The 18,935-nt window shown below is 71.4% G+C and carries 16 protein-coding genes; 12 read left to right on the forward strand and 4 right to left on the reverse strand.

Annotated features, from left to right (window positions below):
- The first annotated feature begins 211 nt into the window (after positions 1–211).
- The 8 genes from ftsZ (at position 212) to AXF14_RS09090 (ending at position 7,407) form a co-directional block, all read left to right on the forward strand.
- Positions 212–1,528, forward strand: coding sequence for a cell division protein FtsZ (gene ftsZ, locus AXF14_RS09055; protein WP_067942661.1), 1,317 nt, complete (start codon positions 212–214; stop codon positions 1,526–1,528).
- Positions 1,529–1,618: 90 nt separating this feature from the next.
- Complete coding sequence (locus AXF14_RS09060) at positions 1,619–2,455, forward strand: purine nucleoside phosphorylase YfiH/LACC1 family protein (protein WP_067942663.1); 837 nt, start codon at positions 1,619–1,621, stop codon at positions 2,453–2,455.
- Positions 2,456–2,643: 188 nt separating this feature from the next.
- On the forward strand, positions 2,644–3,144 hold the full coding sequence (locus AXF14_RS09065) for a cell division protein SepF (protein WP_067942665.1): 501 nt from the start codon (positions 2,644–2,646) through the stop codon (positions 3,142–3,144).
- A 15-nt stretch (positions 3,145–3,159) separates the two neighbouring features.
- A complete protein-coding gene (locus AXF14_RS09070; RefSeq protein ID WP_067942667.1) occupies positions 3,160–3,465 on the forward strand; it encodes a YggT family protein in 306 nt (101 codons plus the stop codon).
- Between the two features lie 207 nt (positions 3,466–3,672).
- A complete protein-coding gene (locus AXF14_RS09075) occupies positions 3,673–4,368 on the forward strand; it encodes a DivIVA domain-containing protein (protein ID WP_067942669.1) in 696 nt (231 codons plus the stop codon).
- A gap of 134 nt (positions 4,369–4,502) precedes the next feature.
- Positions 4,503–5,672, forward strand: coding sequence for a signal peptidase II (gene lspA / locus AXF14_RS14905; RefSeq protein WP_417861866.1), 1,170 nt, complete (start codon positions 4,503–4,505; stop codon positions 5,670–5,672).
- Positions 5,669–6,589, forward strand: coding sequence for an RluA family pseudouridine synthase (locus AXF14_RS09085; RefSeq protein ID WP_067942671.1), 921 nt, complete (start codon positions 5,669–5,671; stop codon positions 6,587–6,589). Before lspA ends, AXF14_RS09085 begins: the two co-directional genes overlap by 4 nt.
- Before the next feature lie 191 nt (positions 6,590–6,780).
- A complete protein-coding gene (locus AXF14_RS09090; protein ID WP_067942680.1) occupies positions 6,781–7,407 on the forward strand; it encodes a GNAT family N-acetyltransferase in 627 nt (208 codons plus the stop codon).
- Here AXF14_RS09090 and AXF14_RS13710 read toward each other — a convergent pair.
- Positions 7,404–8,252: a hypothetical protein gene (locus AXF14_RS13710; RefSeq protein WP_150118459.1), complete on the reverse strand. Its 849-nt coding sequence runs from the start codon at positions 8,250–8,252 to the stop codon at positions 7,404–7,406. The genes AXF14_RS09090 and AXF14_RS13710 overlap by 4 nt on opposite strands.
- A 100-nt stretch (positions 8,253–8,352) precedes the next feature.
- Here AXF14_RS13710 and AXF14_RS09100 point away from each other — a divergent pair, with 100 nt between their 5' ends.
- Together AXF14_RS09100 and dnaE are read left to right on the forward strand one after the other, a co-directional pair.
- A complete protein-coding gene (locus tag AXF14_RS09100; protein ID WP_067942684.1) occupies positions 8,353–9,303 on the forward strand; it encodes a 2-dehydropantoate 2-reductase in 951 nt (316 codons plus the stop codon).
- 283 nt (positions 9,304–9,586) lie between these two features.
- The gene (gene dnaE, locus AXF14_RS09105; RefSeq protein ID WP_067942686.1) at positions 9,587–13,186 is read left to right on the forward strand and encodes a DNA polymerase III subunit alpha; all 3,600 of its coding nucleotides are present in this window, start codon (positions 9,587–9,589) and stop codon (positions 13,184–13,186) included.
- A 502-nt stretch (positions 13,187–13,688) separates the two neighbouring features.
- On the opposite strand, the gene AXF14_RS09110 is transcribed toward dnaE, so the two are convergent.
- Complete coding sequence (locus tag AXF14_RS09110; protein ID WP_067938833.1) at positions 13,689–14,945, reverse strand: IS256 family transposase; 1,257 nt, start codon at positions 14,943–14,945, stop codon at positions 13,689–13,691.
- Between the two features lie 520 nt (positions 14,946–15,465).
- Between AXF14_RS09110 and AXF14_RS13715 the strand changes: the two genes are divergently transcribed.
- A complete protein-coding gene (locus tag AXF14_RS13715; RefSeq protein WP_150118460.1) occupies positions 15,466–15,837 on the forward strand; it encodes a DUF559 domain-containing protein in 372 nt (123 codons plus the stop codon).
- Positions 15,838–15,965: 128 nt separating this feature from the next.
- Here AXF14_RS13715 and AXF14_RS09120 read toward each other — a convergent pair whose 3' ends face one another.
- Positions 15,966–16,220: an RNA-binding S4 domain-containing protein gene (locus AXF14_RS09120; RefSeq protein WP_067942690.1), complete on the reverse strand. Its 255-nt coding sequence runs from the start codon at positions 16,218–16,220 to the stop codon at positions 15,966–15,968.
- Between the two features lie 498 nt (positions 16,221–16,718).
- On the opposite strand from AXF14_RS09120, the gene AXF14_RS09125 reads away from it, so the two are divergent.
- Complete coding sequence (locus AXF14_RS09125) at positions 16,719–17,180, forward strand: hypothetical protein (RefSeq protein ID WP_335338912.1); 462 nt, start codon at positions 16,719–16,721, stop codon at positions 17,178–17,180.
- 10 nt (positions 17,181–17,190) lie between these two features.
- Here the strand turns inward: AXF14_RS09125 and AXF14_RS09130 are convergent, their stop codons facing one another.
- The gene (locus tag AXF14_RS09130) at positions 17,191–18,789 is read right to left on the reverse strand and encodes a xylulokinase (RefSeq protein ID WP_067942692.1); all 1,599 of its coding nucleotides are present in this window, start codon (positions 18,787–18,789) and stop codon (positions 17,191–17,193) included.
- Positions 18,790–18,935: the final 146 nt, after the last annotated feature.

Below are 18,935 nucleotides of genomic sequence, written 5' to 3' on the forward strand. Positions count from 1 at the left end.
GCGGGACCGCCCCGGCCGGTCCCGTGCGGCGCGCGGGGGATCGGCGGGCGAGAGGACGGACACGCCGCGCCCGGATGGCGCGAGCGGTGCGAGCGCGATAACGTTGCCCCCGTCATCGACGGAATGACATAAGTATAAACCTTCACCTGAGGTTGAGGGTTGGCACCGGGGCTCCACCAGGGGAGTCCCACTGAGCTCGTGGAGGCAGACAGTGGCTGAGTCGCAGCACTACCAGGCAGTCATCAAGGTGGTGGGCGTCGGCGGCGGCGGCGTCAACGCCGTCAACCGCATGATCGAGGCCGGCCTTCGCGGCGTCGAGTTCATCGCGGTCAACACCGACGCGCAGGCCCTGCTCATGTCCGACGCCGACACCAAGCTCGACGTCGGCCGCGACCTCACCCGCGGCCTCGGCGCCGGCGCCGACCCCTCGATCGGCCGCAAGGCCGCCGAGGACCACGAGGACGACATCAAGGAGGCCCTCGACGGCGCCGACATGGTCTTCGTGACCGCCGGCGAGGGAGGCGGCACCGGCACCGGCGCCGCGCCCGTCGTCGCCAAGGTCGCCCGGGCGCTGGGCGCCCTCACCATCGGCGTCGTCACCCGCCCCTTCGCCTTCGAGGGCCGCCGCCGCGCCAACCAGGCCGAGGACGGCGTCCAGAACCTCCGCGACGAGGTCGACACCCTCATCGTCATCCCCAACGACCGCCTCCTGCAGATCGCGGACCGTAACATCTCCGTGGTCGACGCCTTCAAGCAGGCCGACCAGGTCCTCCTCCAGGGTGTTCAGGGCATCACCGAGCTCATCACCACCCCCGGCCTCATCAACGTCGACTTCAACGACGTCAAGTCCGTCATGCAGGACGCCGGCAGCGCCCTCATGGGCATCGGCTCCGCCACCGGCGAGGACCGCGCCCTCACCGCGACCGAGCAGGCCATCGCCTCCCCGCTGCTGGAGACCAGCATCGACGGCGCCCACGGCGTCCTGCTCTTCTTCCAGGGCGGCAGCGACCTCGGCCTCTTCGAGATCTCCGAGGCCGCCAACCTCGTCCGCGAGTCCGTCCACCCCGAGGCCAACATCATCTTCGGCAACGTCGTCGACGGCGCCCTCGGCGACGAGGTCCGCGTCACCGTCATCGCCGCCGGCTTCGACGAGGAGCCCGTCGCCGCGGGCAAGGCCGAGAAGACCGCCGCGGTCGCCCAGTCCGCGCAGTCCCCGGCCCAGCCGGCCCAGCGCCCGGCCCAGACGCGCTCCACCTCGAGCCTGCGCCCGGCCCCGTCGGCGGCCTCCGCGTCGCTCGCCGGCTACTCCCGAGCCTCCGTCGTCGAGCCCCCGGCCGTCCGCTCGGCCCAGTCGGCCGCCGCCGCCCCGGGCTACCGCACGGCCGCCCCGAGCGCCGCCTCCAGCGAGGTCCCGGCCTACGTCGACGACGCCGCCCCGGCGCAGCGCCGTCCCGAGCTCGACGTCCCGCCGGTCATCGGCCGCGACGCCGAGCCCGACGACATCGACCTGCCGGACTTCCTGCGCTGACCGCACGCCTCCCCGACGCCCGGCGACGGCCCACCTGGAGGGCCACGACCGACCGGTGCGCCGCGCGGACGGCCGTGTGACACTGGTGCCATGCGCACCAGCACCACGCGTGACGACCTCCTCATCGAGGTCGACCTGGGCCCCCGTGCCCGCGGGTACTTCACGACCCGCGGCACGGGGGCCCCGTCCGTCCCCGAGACCTCCGATGATGCGGGGGAGGGCGACTACGCCGGCCTCAACCTCGCCGCCCACGTCGGCGACGACCCCGCCCGCGTCGCCGCCTCCCGCCGCCTCCTCGAGGAGGCCCTCGGCCTCGAGCCCGGCGGGATCGCCTGGATGAACCAGGTCCACTCCGCCACCGTCGCGCGCGCGGTGCCCGGGGACGTCCCGACCGCCGACGCCCTCCTCCTCGACCTGCGCGGTGGCGACGGCGCCCACCCGCAGGCGGCCGCCGTCCTTGTCGCGGACTGCGTGCCCCTCCTCCTGGCCTCCGACGACGGCGCCGTCGTCTCCGCCGTCCACGCCGGCCGTTGCGGCATGCTCGACGGCGTCGTCGAGGCGGCCCTCGGAGCCATGGCCGAGGCGGGTGTCGAGCCGGCCTCCGTCCACGCGGCCATCGGGCCCTGCGTGTGCGGACGCTGCTACGAGGTCCCCGCGGCCATGCGCGACGACGCCGGGCTCGTCGAGCCCGCCAGCGCCTCGACGACGAGCTGGGGCACCCCGGCTCTTGACGTCGCCGCCGGCGTGCTCGCCCAGCTCGAGCGCAGCGGCGTCACCTCCATCTCGCGCGTGGGCGTCGGCGCCCACGCGGGGGAGGGGCCCTGGTGCACCCTCGAGGACGAGCGCTTCTACTCCTACCGCCGTGACGGCGTCACCGGCCGGATCGCCGGCGTCGTCGTCGCCGCCCCGCCGGACCGGCAGGGCTGAGCGCCCCGCCGGGGCCCAGGGGCCGGCAGGGCTCGAGCGCGTGACGGCGGGCGCCGGCTCGGGCGTGACCTGCGCCCCGCCCAGGTCACGATGACACGCCGGGGCGAGATGAGGTCCCGGTTTCCGCGCAGCCGATAACGTCTGCGTGTCCGGGCCGCCAGGGATCCGGACGGACAAGGAGCCGAACGATGAGCGCGCTGCGCAAGATGACGAACTTCCTGGGCTACTCAGAGCCCGCCGAGGACTCCTACGCGGACGAGCGCTACGCCCCCGCCGAGGAGGGCTACGCCGAGGACGGGTACGCCCACGCGGGCGCCTCCTCGTACCTGCCCGAGCAGGAGACCGGCGAGTACGAGGCCTACGACTCCTACGAGGACGAGTCCGTGCCGCAGCCCGTCGCCGTCCCGGACCTGCGCCGCATCGTCACGGTGCACCCCTCTACGTACAACGAGGCCCGCGTCATCGGCGAGTCCTTCCGCGACGGCGTCCCGGTCATCGTCAACCTCACCAACATGAGCGAGTCCGACGCCCGCCGCATGGTCGACTTCTCCGCCGGCCTCGTCTTCGGCCTCCACGGCGCCATCGAGCGCGTCACCCCGCGCGTCTTCCTCCTCACCCCCGCCAGCGTCGAGATCGACGGCGGCGACGGCGCCGAGGAGCCCCACGGCCGCTTCTTCAACCAGTCCTGAGCGAGGGCGCCGCACTTGAGCGTCCTCTCACCGATCCTCTCGATCATCTCGAGCCTCCTGGGGCTCTACCTGCTCGTCCTCCTGGTGCGCGTCATCCTGGACTGGATCCAGCTCTTCGCGCGCCAGTGGCGTCCGAGCGGCGTCGTCCTCGTCATCGCGAACGTCGTCTACGGACTCACCGATCCTCCGCTCAACTGGCTCCGTCGGGTCGTGCCCGTGCTCCGCATGGGCGCCATGGGGATCGACCTGTCCTTCCTGGTGCTGTACTTCGCCGTCGTGCTCGTCCAGAACCTCCTGGGCTTCACCGCGCGGCTCGTGTGACCCGACGCGGCGCGCAGCGGACTCCTCCCGTCCGCGACCCGGGTCGCCGTCCCTCCGACGCCCTCGCCGAGATCCTCGGCGGGGGCGTCGTCGTCACAGGCTCCTCCCAGCGCCCTGATGGGGCCCCGCAAGGGTTTCGGGTACGCTGTTGTCACGAGCGGCTACCGGTCGCACGAGCAATCTTCCGCACAACATGAGGTGACGACTATGACGCTGCTTGCAGACGACGTCCTCAACAAGAAGTTCACGGCGACCAAGTTCCGCGAGGGCTACGAGCAGGACGAGGTCGACGAGTTCCTCGACGAGGTCGTCGAGGCCATGCGTCAGCTCGAGGCCGAGAACGCCGACCTCAAGGCCAAGCTCGAGGCCGCCAACGCGCGCGTCGAGGAGCTCAGCGAGGGCGGCTCCACCGCCTCCGCCGTGACCCCCGTCGAGGAGACCAGCGCCGTCGCCGACGAGCCCGCCGAGGTCGTCGTCGAGGAGGAGGTCGTCGAGGAGACCGCCGAGCCGGTCGCCGAGACCTCCGCCCAGCAGGCCGCCCCCGTCGCGGCCGCCCCCGTCGCGGCCGCCGCCCCCGCGGCCGCCAGCTCCGCCCCGACCGACGCCGCCGGCATGCTCGAGCTCGCCCAGCGTCTCCACGACGAGCACGTCGCCAACGGCAAGGCCGAGGAGGAGCGCCTCATCTCCGAGGCCAAGGCCTCCAGCGAGCAGATCCTCAAGGACGCCGAGGACCAGCGCAACCGCACCCTCGCCCAGCTCGAGAAGGAGCGCTCCGGCCTCGAGCACAAGATCGACGAGCTGCGCCGCTTCGAGTCGGACTACCGCACCCGCCTCAAGAGCTACCTCAACAACCTGCTCACCCACGTCGAGGACGGCGACGACTCCGCCTCGCCGAGCCTGTGAGCCCCTCGCGGCGCTGAACCGCCCCGCCCTTGCCCGGCTGGCGAGCCGGCACCGCACCCACCGTCGAACGAGGGCGGCGACCCGCACCCGGGTCGCCGCCCTCGCCGCAGCCACCGCCCCTGGAGGACCACCACGTGACCACCGAGCCCGAGCAGCACGGCTCCCGACGACGCGCCCACGGCCAACGCGCCAAGGGCCCGGCCGACGCCGGACCCGCGACGACCCGGACCTCCCGGCCCCGCAGCTCCAGCGCCTCGCACGGCGCCGACGCCGAGCCCTTCGCCCGGACGCACCCGGCACCCGGCGGCCGGGCCGTGCTCGCCCTCCTGTGGGGCGTCGCGGTGGCCGTCGTCGCCGCCGACCAGCTCACCAAGCTGTGGGCCGTCGCCGCCCTGTCCGACGGGCACCGCGTCAACGTCCTCGGCGACTGGCTCACCCTCTACCTCATCCGCAATCCCGGGGCCGCCTTCTCCTTCGCGACCGGGCAGACGTGGATCTTCACCATCATCGCGGTCGCGGTGGCCGTCATCGTCGTCCGGGTCTCCCACCGGCTGGCCTCGCGGGCCTGGGCCGTCACCCTCGGCCTCGTCCTGGGCGGCGCCGTCGGCAACCTCATCGACCGCCTCGTGCGCAGCCCCGGTGTCCTCCGCGGCCACGTCGTCGACTTCATCTCCTACGGGAGCCTCTTCATCGGCAACGTCGCCGACATCGCCATCGTCGTCGCCGCCTTCACCATCATGGCCCTCTCGCTCGTGGGCCTCGGCCTCGACGGCTCCCGCGCCTCGGGCGAGCGCCGCGACGGGGAGAAGGCCGCCGTCGCCGTGCTCGGCGAGGGCGCCGCCAGCCCCCGCAGCGCCTCGAGCGCGTCCACGGCCGAGGCCGCGGAGCCCGCCGCCGGGGACCGCCCCGCCCTCGAGCTCGCCGACGCGGCGGGCGAGACGGCCGACGGCGCCGCGGGCGCGGCCGACCAGCGGCCCGGCGAGGACCCGGACCTCGGCTCCAACGGCCTCGAGGACGCCGAGGACGCCGAGGAGACCCGCGCAGCCGACGGGCTCGCCCCCGAGGAGGCCGAGCAGGACCGCGCCGCCGACGCGGCCACGGGGCACGACGACGCCGCGACCGCCGTCGGCCGGAGCCTCGACGAGGACGTCACCGGCGTCGAGCACGCCAGCCTCGAGTCCGAGCCCGACGAGGCCCTCGACCCCGTCGAGGCCCCGGGGGACGGCCCGTCGCAGGACGCCGTCGCCGCTCAGCGCCGCCGCGCCGAGGCCCTCGAGTCCGAGGACGAGGTGCCACTGCCGTGAGCCTGCGCCTCATGCCCGTGCCCGACGGCTTCGTCGGCGAGCGCGTCGACGTCGCCCTGTCCCGCATGACCGGCCTGTCCCGCTCCAAGGTCGGCGAGCTCTGCGCCGACGGCGGCGTGCGCGAGGGCGGCCGCGCGCTGGGCAAGTCCGACCGGCTCACCGAGGGCGCCCTCCTCGAGGTGGACCTGCCCGACCCGAGGCCTGCCGAGCCCGTCGCCACGCCCGTCGAGGGCATGGGGATCCTCTACGAGGACGAGGACGTCGTCGTCGTCGACAAGCCCGCCGGCGTCGCCGCCCACCCCTCCATGGGCTGGGACGGCCCCGACGTCCTCGGCGCCCTCAAGGCTATGCACGTGCGGGTCGCGACCTCCGGCGCCGCCGAGCGCCAGGGCATCGTCTCCCGCCTCGACGTCGGCACCTCCGGCTGCATGATCGTCGCCAAGGGGGAGCGCGCCTACTCCGTGCTCAAGCAGGCCTTCCGCGAGCACACGGTCGAGAAGATCTACCACGCCCTCGTCCAGGGGCACCTCGACCCCACCTCCGGCACCATCGACGCCCCCATCGGGCGCCACCCCAGCCGCGAGTGGAAGATGGCGATCATCGACGGCGGGCGCGAGTCCGTCACCCACTACGACGTCATCGAGTCGATGCCCGCCGCCGACCTCGCCGAGGTCCACCTCGAGACGGGGCGCACGCACCAGATCCGCGTCCACATGTCCGCCGTCGGGCACCCCTGCGTCGGCGACGAGACCTACGGGGCCGACGCCGAGCTCACCGCCCGCACGGGGCTCGTGCGCCAGTGGCTCCACGCGCGCCGGCTCGGGATCGCGCACCCCATCACGGGGGAGTGGATGGTCTTCGAGTCCGAGTACCCCGACGACCTCGCCCACGCCCTCGACGTCCTCCGTCTGCCCTGAGGCGCGCCCTCTCCCTCCAGATCGGGACATCCTGACCTCGAGATCGGGACATCGTGGCGGTCCGGTGGCGCGTCCCTCCCCACCCCTCACCGAGTTCGGTCGATCGGCGCGCCGAGCTCAGTCGGTCGAGGCGGCGTGCCGGTCGACGGCGCCGCCTGGCACGATCCGGACGCGACAGGCAGGATGACGGCATGACCGCGAGCGACGTCCTCAACCCCGAGCACCCCGGACACCCCGCGCTGCGGATCGAGCCGCTGACCGCCGTCGTCGAGCCCATCGTCTTCGCCACCGCCCGCGGGGACGACGCCGACCCCGCCCTCGACCGGATGCGCCAGGGCGTCGCCGACGTGCGCCTCGAGGTCTTCGTCGGCGAGCAGGACATCCCCTTCATCGAGGAGATCGACGCGCGCGACTTCGAGCCGACCACCTGGCACGTCCTCGCCTCAGGTGCCGACGGCGTCCCGCTCGGTGCCGCCCGGCTCCTCGTCGAGCCGGAGCACCCGGGGCGGGTCCACCTCGGGCGCCTCGCCGTCCGTCTCACGACCCGCCGGACCGGGCTCGGCGCGCTCCTCGTGGCCGCCGTCGAGGAGGCCGCCCTCGAGCACGCCGCCGCACCGCTGGATGCCGAGGCCGCCGCCGCGGCCGGCGTCGCGCCCGGAACCCGCGGCGTCACGGTCGTCCTGTCGGCGCAGGAGCAGGCGATGGGCTTCTACGAGCGCTGCGGCTACCGCACGATGACGGGCGAGCGCTACCTCGACGCCGGCATCTGGCACCAGGACATGGCGCGGACCTTCGCTGTCGCAGGGGCGTTGTCCTAGGCCTCCCGGATGAGCACCGGACGGACCAAGACGCGAGTTTCGTCCGAGTCATCCTCGGCGGGGGCGAACCCACAGACCCGGCCCAAGATCCTGACTCGAGGATTCAGAGCGTGAATGGAATCAACCCATGGCTGCCGTCTCTCTGGCGTATTGAGGTTATTCATGCGCGTCTCAAGGATATGGTCGAATTTGTCGCACGGGGTGAAAGGGAGGTCGACTTCCTCGCCCTCAATTTCGTCCTCAGCCTCGATCGCCTCCGTGGGGAAGTCGTAGTCGGTGGCGAGAATGCGAGTGAGTCCTTCCGGGCTGGATGGGAACCATCCTTCCGCCTCAATTCGTTGCTTCCGAATATCCCTAGACCATCCGCTGTAGTTGTCGGCGGACCCGAGCGCCTGGAGGCGTATCGGGGTAGTCGATGGCGACGCCCGATGCCATAATTTCTCCAGCCACCTTGGGTGGGAGTGCCGAAGAACCGCGTCGCCGCAGCCCATGTACATCGTCACTTCGTACCGCTCGGAGTACGCGACGTTAAGGACTGGGACGCAGCCATGGCTCCAACCGCGCACATCTGTGTGGACATAAGTTCCAATGGTGCCCTCGTCAACTTCCTCGATCGGAGTGAGATTGACTCTGCTTAGGATGTATCGGGTGAGTGACTCGTCGTCTGGCTGGTGCTTGTCGATGACGGATGTGCCTATCGATGTCGCCGCCTCGATCGAAATTCTGGGTAGAGCTGCGGAAGAATTTCCCGAGACAGATGTGCTATTGGATACTTCTTGAGCCCATTGGTCGATCGATATGCCGGTCGCTTCCTCGAATGCGCGACCTGATAGACAGAGTGACATTGCCGCGCTCCTCTGCGGTGCCGGATTGAACTAACGCTGATACTAATGACCTGTCCTGTAGGTTGGCAACGTGATTGTCTCGGCGGACGGGAGGGCTGGCATGAGGATCGTCGTCATCGGGGCCGGAGGCATCGGCGGCTGGCTCGGAGCACGGCTCGCGGCCGCCGGCGAGGACGTCGGCTTCCTCGTCCACGGGGCGACGCTCGAGGCGCTGCGCGCCGGCGGGCTGACGCTGCTGGGCCCGGACGGGGAGACGGTGGCCAGGGCCGAGCGCCCCCTCGCCTCCGATGACGCGAGCTCCCTCCTCGATGCCCTGGGCGGACATCCAGACGCCGTCCTCGTCACCACCAAGGTCGACGCCATCGCCGACCTCGGCCCCGCCCTCCGTACCCTCACCGGTCCGGAGACCACAGTCATCTCGACGCAGAACGGCGTCGACGCGCCGCACCTGCTGGCCGACGTCGTCGGCGCCGAGCACGTCGTCCCCGGCGTCGCCCGTGTCTACGCCCAGGCCGTCGAGCGCGGCACCATCGCTCTGCGCTCCGGGCTCGAGTCCCTCCAGGTGGGGGAGTCGGACGGCTCGCGAAGCCCGCGCGTCGATCGGCTCGTCGCGGCGCTGCGGGTGGCCGGGCTGCGCTCGAGCACCCCGGACTCGATCCTCGCCGAGCTGTGGCGCAAGGCCGCCTTCGTCGTCCCCCAGGGCGGCCTCGGCGCCGCCGTCGACGCCCCCATCAGCGAGCTGCGGACCACCTACCGCGACGCCTACCGCGCCATGATCCAGGAGATCGTCGATGTCGCCGCCGCGCAGGGACACGCGCTCGCGGCCCCCGGCGAGGCACCCTACGCCGACCAGGTCCTGGCCTTCGCCGACGAGCAGCCCGCCGACGCCACCACCTCCATGCAGCGCGACATCGCCGCCGGGCTGCCCAGCGAGCTTGACGCCCAGGTCGGGGCCGTCCGCAGGGCGGGCGACGACGCCGGGGCGCCCACGCCGGTCCACGACGTCGTCGCCGGGGTCCTCGGGCCGCGCGAGGCAGCCGCGCGGGGCTGAGCCTCGGCGTACTGAGCCGGTCCGCGGACCGAGCTCACCGCGCGGATCGACCGAACTCGGCACAGGGACGCGCGGGCGGCAGAGCCCGGGCGCCCGCTGGCGCACGATGTCCCGATCTCGAGGTCAGGATGTCCCGATCTCGGCGAGGCTGGGAGGCGGGCGTGCGGTTTCTCGCACGGACCGCCACCGCCACGGGAATACCGCGCCATGACGCCGAGAACCCGCCCAGCGCCGTCGCCGACCGCCCCTCCCGCGGGCCGCCCGCTGACCCTAGGATGCAGCCATGGCGGACACGAGCAGTGAGGCGACCCAGGAGACCGGACCCAAGGACGACTTCGTCCACCTCCACGTCCACACCGACTACTCGATGCTCGACGGCGCCGGCAAGATCAAGGACTACGTCGCCGAGGCCAAGCGCCTCGGCCAGCCCGCCCTCGCCATCACCGACCACGGCTACATGTTCGGCGCCTACGAGTTCTACGACGCCTGCAAGTCCGCCGGCATCAAGCCCATCATCGGCGTCGAGGCCTACATGACGCCCGGCACCTCCCGCTTCGACAAGACCCGCGTCTTCTGGGGCGACGAGTCCCAGCGCTCCGACGACGTCTCCGCCCGCGGCTCCTACACGCACATGACGCTGCTGTCCCGCAACGACGAGGGCCTCCACAACCTCATGCGCCTGGACTCCTACGCCTCCCTCGAGGGCCAGTTCGGCAAGAGCCCGCGCATGGACCGCGAGCTCCTCGGCCGCTACGGCGGCGGCCTCATCGGCACCTCCGGCTGCCCCTCCTCCGAGATCCAGACCCGCCTGCGCCTGGGCCAGTGGGACGAGGCCCTGCGCTGCGCCGGCGAGCTCCAGGACATCTTCGGCAAGGAGTTCTTCTACGTCGAGCTCATGGATCACGGGCTCGAGATCGAGCGTCGCGTCACCAAGGACCTCCTGCGCCTCGCCAAGGAGATCGGCGCCCCGCTCGTCGCCACGAACGACTCCCACTACGTGCGCCCCGACGACCGCGTCGTCCAGGACGCCATGCTGTGCATCAACTCCGGAAGCGTCCTCACCGACCCGGACCGCTTCCACTTCGACGGCGACTCCTACTACCTGCGCCCCGGCCGCGAGATGCGCGAGCTCTTCAAGGAGATGCCCGAGGCCTGCGACAACACCCTCCTCGTCGCCGAGCAGTGCGACGTCCACTACCAGAGCGTCGACGAGGGCGCCTCCTTCATGCCCGCCTTCCCCGTCCCCGAGGGCGAGACCATGGAGTCCTGGTTCATCAAGGAGTGCTGGAAGGGGATGGACAAGCGCTTCAACGGCAACATCCCCGACGACTGCCGCGCGCAGGCCGAGTACGAGATCGGCGTCATCGTCCAGATGGGCTTCCCCGGCTACTTCCTCGTCGTCGCGGACTACATCAACTGGGCCAAGGACCACGGCATCCGCGTCGGACCGGGCCGAGGCTCGGGCGCAGGCTCCATCGTCGCCTACGCCATGGGCATCACGGAGCTCAACCCCCTCAACCACGGCCTCATCTTCGAGCGCTTCCTCAACCCCGAGCGCATCTCGATGCCCGACATCGACGTCGACTTCGACGAGCGCCGGCGCGAGGAGGTCATCGAGTACGTCAAGGACAAGTACGGCGGGGACAAGATCTCCCAGGTCGTCACCTACGGCGTCATCAAGGCCAAGCAGTCCCTCAAGGACTCCAGCCGCGTCATGGGCTACCCCTACGCCGTCGGCGACCGGCTCACCAAGGCGATGCCGCCCTCCATCCAGGGCAAGGACATCTCCATCAACGGCATCTTCAACCCGCAGGACAAGCGCTACGGAGAGGCCGAGGAGTTCCGCAAGCTCCACGCCGAGGACCCCGACGCGCAGAAGATCGTCGACCTCGCCCGCGGCCTGGAGGGCATGACCCGCCAGTGGGGCGTCCACGCCTGCGCCGTCATCATGTCCTCCGCGACGCTCACCGACGTCATCCCCATGATGCAGCGCCTCCAGGACGGTGCCTACATCACGCAGTTCGACTACCCGACCTGCGAGCACCTCGGCCTGCTCAAGATGGACTTCCTGGGCCTGCGCAACCTCACGGTCATCTCCGACGCCCTGGAGAACATCGTCGCCAACGGCAAGGACGCGGTCGACATCGACCACATCGAGCTCGACGACCGCGAGACCTACCAGATGCTCTCCCGCGGCGAGACCCTCGGCGTCTTCCAGCTCGACGGCGGCGGCATGCGCACCCTCCTGCGTCTCATGAAGCCCGACAACTTCGAGGACATCTCCGCCGTCGGCGCCCTCTACCGCCCCGGCCCCATGGGCGCGGACTCCCACACGAACTACGCGCTGCGCAAGAACGGGCTCCAGGAGATCGTCCCGATCCACCCCGAGCTCAAGGACGCCCTCGAGCCCATCCTGTCGACGACCTACGGCCTCATCGTCTACCAGGAGCAGGTCATGAAGATCGCCCAGGAGCTCGCGGGCTTCTCCCTGGGCAAGGCCGACAAGCTCCGCAAGGCCATGGGCAAGAAGAAGCCCGAGATCCTGGCCAAGGAGTTCGTCGGCTTCCGGCAGGGCATGCTGGACAACGGCTACTCCGAGGAGTCCATCCAGACCCTGTGGGACGTCGTGGTCCCGTTCTCCGCCTACGCCTTCAACAAGGCGCACTCCGCGGCCTACGGCGTCGTCACCTACTGGACCGCCTTCCTCAAGTGCCACTACCCGACCGAGTACATGGCCGCGATCCTCACGTCCCAGAAGGACAACAAGGACAAGCTCGCCGTCTACCTCGGCGAGTGCCGCCACATGGGCATCCAGGTCCTCCCGCCGGACGTCAACGACTCCCGCGCCCAGTTCTCCGCCGTCGGGGACGACATCCGCTTCGGCCTGGCCGCGATCCGCAACGTCGGCACGAACGTCGTCGACGGGATCATCGCCGCCCGCGAGGAGAAGGGCGCCTTCGAGAGCTTCGAGGACTTCCTCGACAAGGTGCCCGCGGTCGTCTGCAACAAGCGCACCATCGACTCCCTCATCAAGGCCGGCGCCTTCGACTCCCTCGGTCAGACCCGTCGCAGCCTCCAGGCCTGCCACGAGGAGTTCGTCGACGAGGTCATCGGCGTCAAGCGCAACGAGGCCGCCGGCCAGTTCGACCTGTTCGCCTCGATCATGGGCGGCGACGACGCCGGCGCCGACGACGTCTTCGGCAACGGCCCGGTCTTCTCCACCGAGGTCCCGAACCTGCCCGAGTGGGACAAGAAGGACAAGCTCGCCTACGAGCGCGACATGCTCGGCCTCTACGTCTCCGACCACCCGCTCCTGGGCCTCGAGGGCGTCCTGGGCAAGCTCGCCGACGTCGAGATCGCGGACCTCATCGAGAACGAGGAGCGGCCCGACGGCGCCATGGTGACCGTCGCCGGCCTCATCACGTCGCTGCAGCGCAAGACGACGAAGCAGGGCAACCTCTGGGCCATCGCCCAGATCGAGGACCTCGGCGGCTCCGTGGAGGCGCTGTTCTTCCCGAGCACGTACCAGACGGTCTCGACGATGCTGGCGCCGGACACCGTGGTGACCGTGCGCGGGCGCCTCAACCGCCGCGACGGCCAGGTGGCGCTCTACGCGCAGGAGATGACCATCCCGGACGTCTCCTCCGCGACGCACGAGGCCGTCACCATCACCCTGCCGACGAACCGCTGCACCGGGCCGCTCGTGGAGCGTCTGCGCGACGTCCTCACGAAGCACCCGGGGATGTCGACGGTGCGCCTCAACCTCACGAGCCCCGGTCGTGAGGTGCGCACGCAGCTCGACAACTCGCTGCGTGTCGAGGCCTCGCAGGCCTTCTACTCCGACATCAAGGCGCTGCTCGGACCGGGCTGCCTCAAGCACTGACGGTGCGGCGGGCGACGGCGCGCCAGGGGCCGCCCGGGCTGGATTGCGCCGAACTCGTCCCTTCCGTCCCGAGGCCCACAGCAAGGATGGTGGTCTCGGAGCGGAACCCACGAGTTGAGCGCGATGACCGGGTGGAGCGCCGGGGCTCCCCAAGTCCAGCTCGTGAGCACCGGGTCCCCAGAACCGCATCGCCGGACGTCGCGTGTGCGACCCGCTCACCAGGATGTCCGGCATGAGCCTTGATGCGCCGCCATCCCTGCCCTTGCCGCGTCTCCGCTTCGCCTCAGAGGCACCGGGTGCCCGGCCCGGAGACCTCGACGGTGCACGGGTGGTCATGCGCGGATGCGTCCTTGTGCCCCGCCCCGACCGGGCGCTGTGGGAGCAGCAGCGCGAGATGACCTTGGCCCGCGCCCTCGCAGCCCTGCGATCATGCCCCTCCGCCCGGGCCCTCACGCACGAGAGCGCTGCGCTGCTCGGTCAAGTCCCTTGTTGTGGTGTTCTTTCAGGCGGTCAGGGGCAGGGGTTGGGTGTCGTTGGTGAGGGTGTGGGTGAGTCGTTGCATGGAGGTCTGGGACAGGTAGCGGCGTTCGCCGTACTGCCACTCCTCGTGCTGCTCGAGCAGGACGGCGCCGATGAGGCGGGTCACGGAGTCTGGGTTGGGGAAGACCTGGACGACGTCGGCGCGGCGCTTGATCTCGGCGTTGACGCGTTCGATGGGGTTGTTGGACCAGATCTTCTTCCAGTGCTCGGTGGGGAAGGCGGCGAACGCGGTCAGGTCAGCCTCGGCGGCCTCGAGCATGTCGGCGATGTCCGGGAAGGTGCCTCTCAGGGAGTCGGTGACCTGGTGGTAGGTGGCGCGCACGGCCTGGGGGCTGGTCTGGGCGAACACCGTGGAGATGAGGGCGTTGACGGGCTTGGAGCGTGCTGATCCCAGGCGGGAGGTGATGTTGCGGGCGAAGTGCACGCGGCAGCGCTGCCAGGCCGCGCCGGGCAGGATCGCCTTGACGGCGGCCTTCAGGCCGGCGTGGGAGTCGGACACGACCAGGGCGACACCCTCGGGCCGGGAGGGCCCGCACACGGCCAGGCCCCGCTCGCGCAGGGAGCGCAGGAAGCTGGTCCAGAAGTCGGTGGACTCGCTGTCGCCCACGGCCATGCCCAGGATCTCGCGGCGCCCGGCGGCGGAGACCCCTACCGCGACGACGGTGGCCTGGGAGACGACGCGGTGTCCGACGCGCACGTCGAGGTAGGTGGCGTCCAGGTAGAGGTAGGGGAACCAGGTGTGGTCCAGAGGCCGGTTCAGGAAGGCACCGACCGTCTGGTCGATGTCGGCGCAGATCCGTGAGACCTGGGACTTGGAGATGCCGGACTCGCAGCCCAGGGCCTTGACCAGGTCATCGACCTTGCGGGTGGAGACCCCCTCGACCCAGGCGGTGGCGATCACCGCGTACAGGGCCTTGTCGACCCTCCTGCGCGGGGACAGCAGGGACGGGAAGAAGGAACCCCGGCGCAGCTTGGGGATGGCCAGGTCGACCTCCCCGGCAGTGGTCGCCACCGTCTTGGAGCGCGTCCCATTGCGGCGCGTGATGCGATCCGGGGTGCGCTCGTAGCGGGAGGCGCCGATCACCGCTTCGGCTTCGGCGTCGATGAGGTCCTGCAGTCCGGCGGCCAGCAGACGGCGGAACATCTCGTCGCGTGAGGCCTCAGGGTCGGCCAGGAGTTCCCCGATCAAGGCGGACAAGGCAGACTGATGGTGGGTCATCGCGGGTCCCTTCAGATGGTTCTTGGCGGAATCACACCCGCGATGACCCCCAGCCACCTCGACCAGCGGCCCCCGCGGGAATTGCCACCACGCTAAGGGACACACCCCGCTGCTCCACGGTCTTCCGCTGCTCAACCCCGAGCCCGACGTGCGCGTGGCAGTGCCGAGCCTGCCGAGAACAGGACGGCGCAGTCTGGGACGGGCTCTGTACTCGGACTCCCGGGGAAGCACGTGGGGCCGGGAGGTCTCGCTCGTCCGGAGCAGCCGGTCGCTGGAGGACGACGACGTCACCCGGGTCGCAGGCCTCCCGGTGACGACCCTCCGACGGACGGTCGTCGACTGCGCTATGGACCTTCCATCGCGGGAGGCGATCTGCGTCGTCGACGCCGGGCTCCGTCGGTTGTGTGAGCCGGACCGGTGGACTGGGCGTTGTGCGATCGACCCGGACGATGAACGAGCGCGGCTTCTGAACCTCCTCGAGTCGCTGCCTGCGCGCCGCGGCGTTCGACGGGCGCGTGCCGTGCTGGGCTTCGCCAGCCCGTGGGCCGAGTCTCCGGGGGAGAGCGTCCTGCGATGGCGGCTCGCGGTGGATGGGCTTCCCGATCCCGTTCTCCAGCAGGTGGTCGAGGACCGTGCGCACCGGTGGTTCATCGATCTCGCCTGGCCGGCCTCGGGGCTCGCCGTCGAGTTCGACGGGTACGCCAAGTACGGGACCGCCGAGGACCTGCGAGCCGAGAAGCGGCGCGAGCTGCGGCTGCAGGCGCTGGGATGGACGGTGCTCCGGTTCGACTGGGCCGGGATCGGGCGCTCCGATGAGCTGACGGCGCGGGTTCGTGCGCACCTGGCGCCGGGTGAGGCTCCTGCTCCGGTGCGCACCTATCTGCGCGCGTAGGCGATCCAGCACGGCGCGGTGCGAAGACGCCGAACTCGTACTTTTCGCCCCGAGACCCACAGCGAGGACGGTGGTCTCGCAGCGAAAGGTACGAGTTCGGCGTGCGGAGGCGGGCGGGGAGCCGGCGCTCAGTCGCGGAGGGCGACGACGGCGCCGTCGGCACCGGTGGGGAGGTCGACCTCGACGACGTCGCCGTCGGACAGGTGGTGCCCGCGCCGGGTCTCGACCTCGCCGTTGACGAGGACGTCGCCGGACTGGACCGCGACCCGCGCCTCCGAGCCGTCCTCGACGAGGTTCGCGAGCTTGAGGAACTGGCCGAGCTTGATCTCGCCGCGCACGGGCACGGACGGGTACGCGGGGTCAGGGGCCTGGGGAGTCGTCATGGCGTCAGTCTCCCAGAGATGACGCGTTCGCCAGAAGCCGGGCGGCTCGGGGCGAACCGCCCCGAGCCGCCCGCAGAAGGCCCGGCACCGTCACCGGCCGTCGTTGCCCGCTGCCCGCCGCCCGCTGCACTGGCCGGCGCCTTTCGCCCGTCGTCCCGTGGTGCGCCGACCGGCCGTGCTCCGTGCTCGCCGTGGGCATACCAAGCACCCGTGCTCGTGCCCGACTGGTGAGAAGCCGCGTGCGAGCGACCAATGGTCACAATAGGATCACGGCGTACGGGGTGCTCCCTCGCGTCCCGTACCTCTGATTCGACGACCGGTTTTCCCTGCGAACCGTCCGCTCCCGGGACTCGGGGTGCGCGCGGACCCGGGACGCCTCGGGGACCGTCGCGCCGAACCAGGTCCCGCGCAGCGGCCGTGCGTGATGCGCGCCAGCGGGGGTGCGCTGCGACGCGCTCCGCCGGCAGGCTCCGGGAGCAGGTGGGGGAGGATGGGGTCATGGCCCCGTCCTCCCCCACCTTCGCGTCCGGGGACCTCCCCGCCGGCGACACCGGATCCGACGCCGCCGGCCGTCCGGGCACGCCGGCCGCCGATCCGCCGCTCTCCACCTCCGACCTCGCCCTCACCGAGGGGGAGCGGTACCCCGTCGGCGAGCGGCTCTTCACGCTGACACCGCGCCTCGCCGAAGCGGCCCGCCGCGCCCGCGCCGCGCTCATCGAGGCGGCCCGGCACGGCGAGGTCCTCACCTACGGCGAGCTCTCCGAGGAGATCGACGGCATGGTCCTGCCCCGGCACATGGGGCCGCTCATGCACATGCTCGGCCACGACTGCCGCCTGCGCGACGAGCCCCTCCTGCCCGCCCTCGTCATCAACAAGGCGAAGGGCGAGGTCGGTTCCGACGACGACGCGTGGGCCGCCCCGGAGCGCCTCGAGGTCTGGGAGTACTGGGCGGAGCGCTGAGGCTGGGCTCTCAGAACACCTCGACGGCGGTGCCCTCCACGGGCAGCCCGGCGATGAAGCGCTCGAGGTAGCGGGCGTACTCGGCGACCTCCTCGGGCGTCGCCGTCAGCGTCACCGACTCGTCGTCGGCGAAGACGGTCTCCTCGAGCCAGTCCTCCAGCGTGGCGCCCTCGCCGTGCAGCGTGTAGGCGGCGAGCAGCGCCATGCCCCAGGCCCCGCCCTCGGTGGCCGACGTGCCCACGGACACGGGCGTGTCGAAGGCCGCGGCGAGGACGCGCTGGGGGATCTCCGGCGTCCTGAAGATGCCGCCGTGGGCGCGCATCGAGTCGATCGGCACGTCGGCGGAGCGACGCAGCACCTGCACGCCGTAGGCCATTGACGCGAAGAGCGCGAAGAGGTGGGAGCGCATGAGGCCGGCCAGTGACAGGTGCGCGTCGGGTCGGCGCATCGTGAGCGGGCGGCCCTCCGCGAGGCCGACGAGCGCGTCGCCGGACAGGAAGTTGTAGGACATGACCCCGGCCGTGTCCATCGTCCCCGTGGCCGCCTCGCCGAGAAGCACGTCGAAGAGCCGGCCGCGCTGGACGGGGTGCCCGATGGCAGCGGCGAACTGGGAGAAGACCTCCACCCAGGCGTTGAGGTCGGAGGTGCAGTTGTTGGCATGCGCCATGGCGACCGGTGCCCCCGACGGCGTGGCGACGAGGTCGATCTCGGTGATGAGGCTGCGCAGCGGCTGCTCGAGGACGATCATCGCGAAGGCGCTCGTGCCGGCGGAGACGTTGCCGGTGCGCGGTCGGACGGCGTTCGTGGCGACCATGCCGGTGCCAGCGTCGCCCTCGGGCGGAACGACGACGGCGCCCGGCCGGAGCTCTCCGCTGGGGTCGAGCAGGGCTGCGCCGTCGGCCGTGAGCGCGCCGACGCGCTCGCCCGCGACGGCGATGGTGGGCAGGACCTCGGCCAGGTGCCAGGGCAGGCCGCGGTCGGCGACGGCGTCGTCGAAGGCGGTGATCATGCCGGCGTCGAAGGAGCGGCCGTCGGCGCCGATGGGGAAGACGCCGGAGGCCTCGCCGACGCCGAGGACGTGGTCGCCGGTGAGACGCCAGGTGACGTAGCCGGCGAGCGTCGTGATCCGGTCGATGCGAGCGACGTGCTCCTCGCCGTCGACGACGGCGTGGTGGAGGTGCGCGATGGACCAGCGCTGCGGGATATTGAGGCCGAAGAGCTCGGAGAGGGCCGCGGCGGAGTCGCCCGTGATGGTGTTGCGCCAGGTGCGGAAGCCGGTGAGGAGCTCGCCGTCGGCGCCCAGGGGGAGGTAGCCGTGCATCATTCCGGAGACGCCGAGGGCGCCGACGGTCGTGATCGGCGAGCCGTAGCGCTCGCGGTAGGCGGCGGCGAGCGTGGCGTAGGCGTCCTGGAGGCCGGAGACGACGGCCTCGATGCGGTAGGTCCAGATCCCGTCGACGAACTCGTTCTCCCAGTCGTGCCCACCGGTCGCAAGGACGGCGCCGTCGGCGTCGACGAGGACGGCCTTGATGCGGGTGGAGCCGAACTCGATGCCGAGCGAGGCGCTCGTGAGGTCGGGGGAGTCGGGGTGTGAGGGCGTGGTGGTCATCCGAGTGCTCCGTTGCGTCGACGATGAGGTCCTCGCGCCGATGGTAGGCGAGCCGACGCCCCGATGTGAGCGTTCAACCTCGGTGGCGGAGCCGGGGGAGCGGGCGGCCGGTCACCTCTGTCGCCGGGCGACCGGCCGGCGAGCTC

Origin of the sequence: Actinomyces radicidentis (assembly GCF_001553565.1) — a bacterium.
GTDB lineage: Bacteria > Actinomycetota > Actinomycetes > Actinomycetales > Actinomycetaceae > Actinomyces > Actinomyces radicidentis.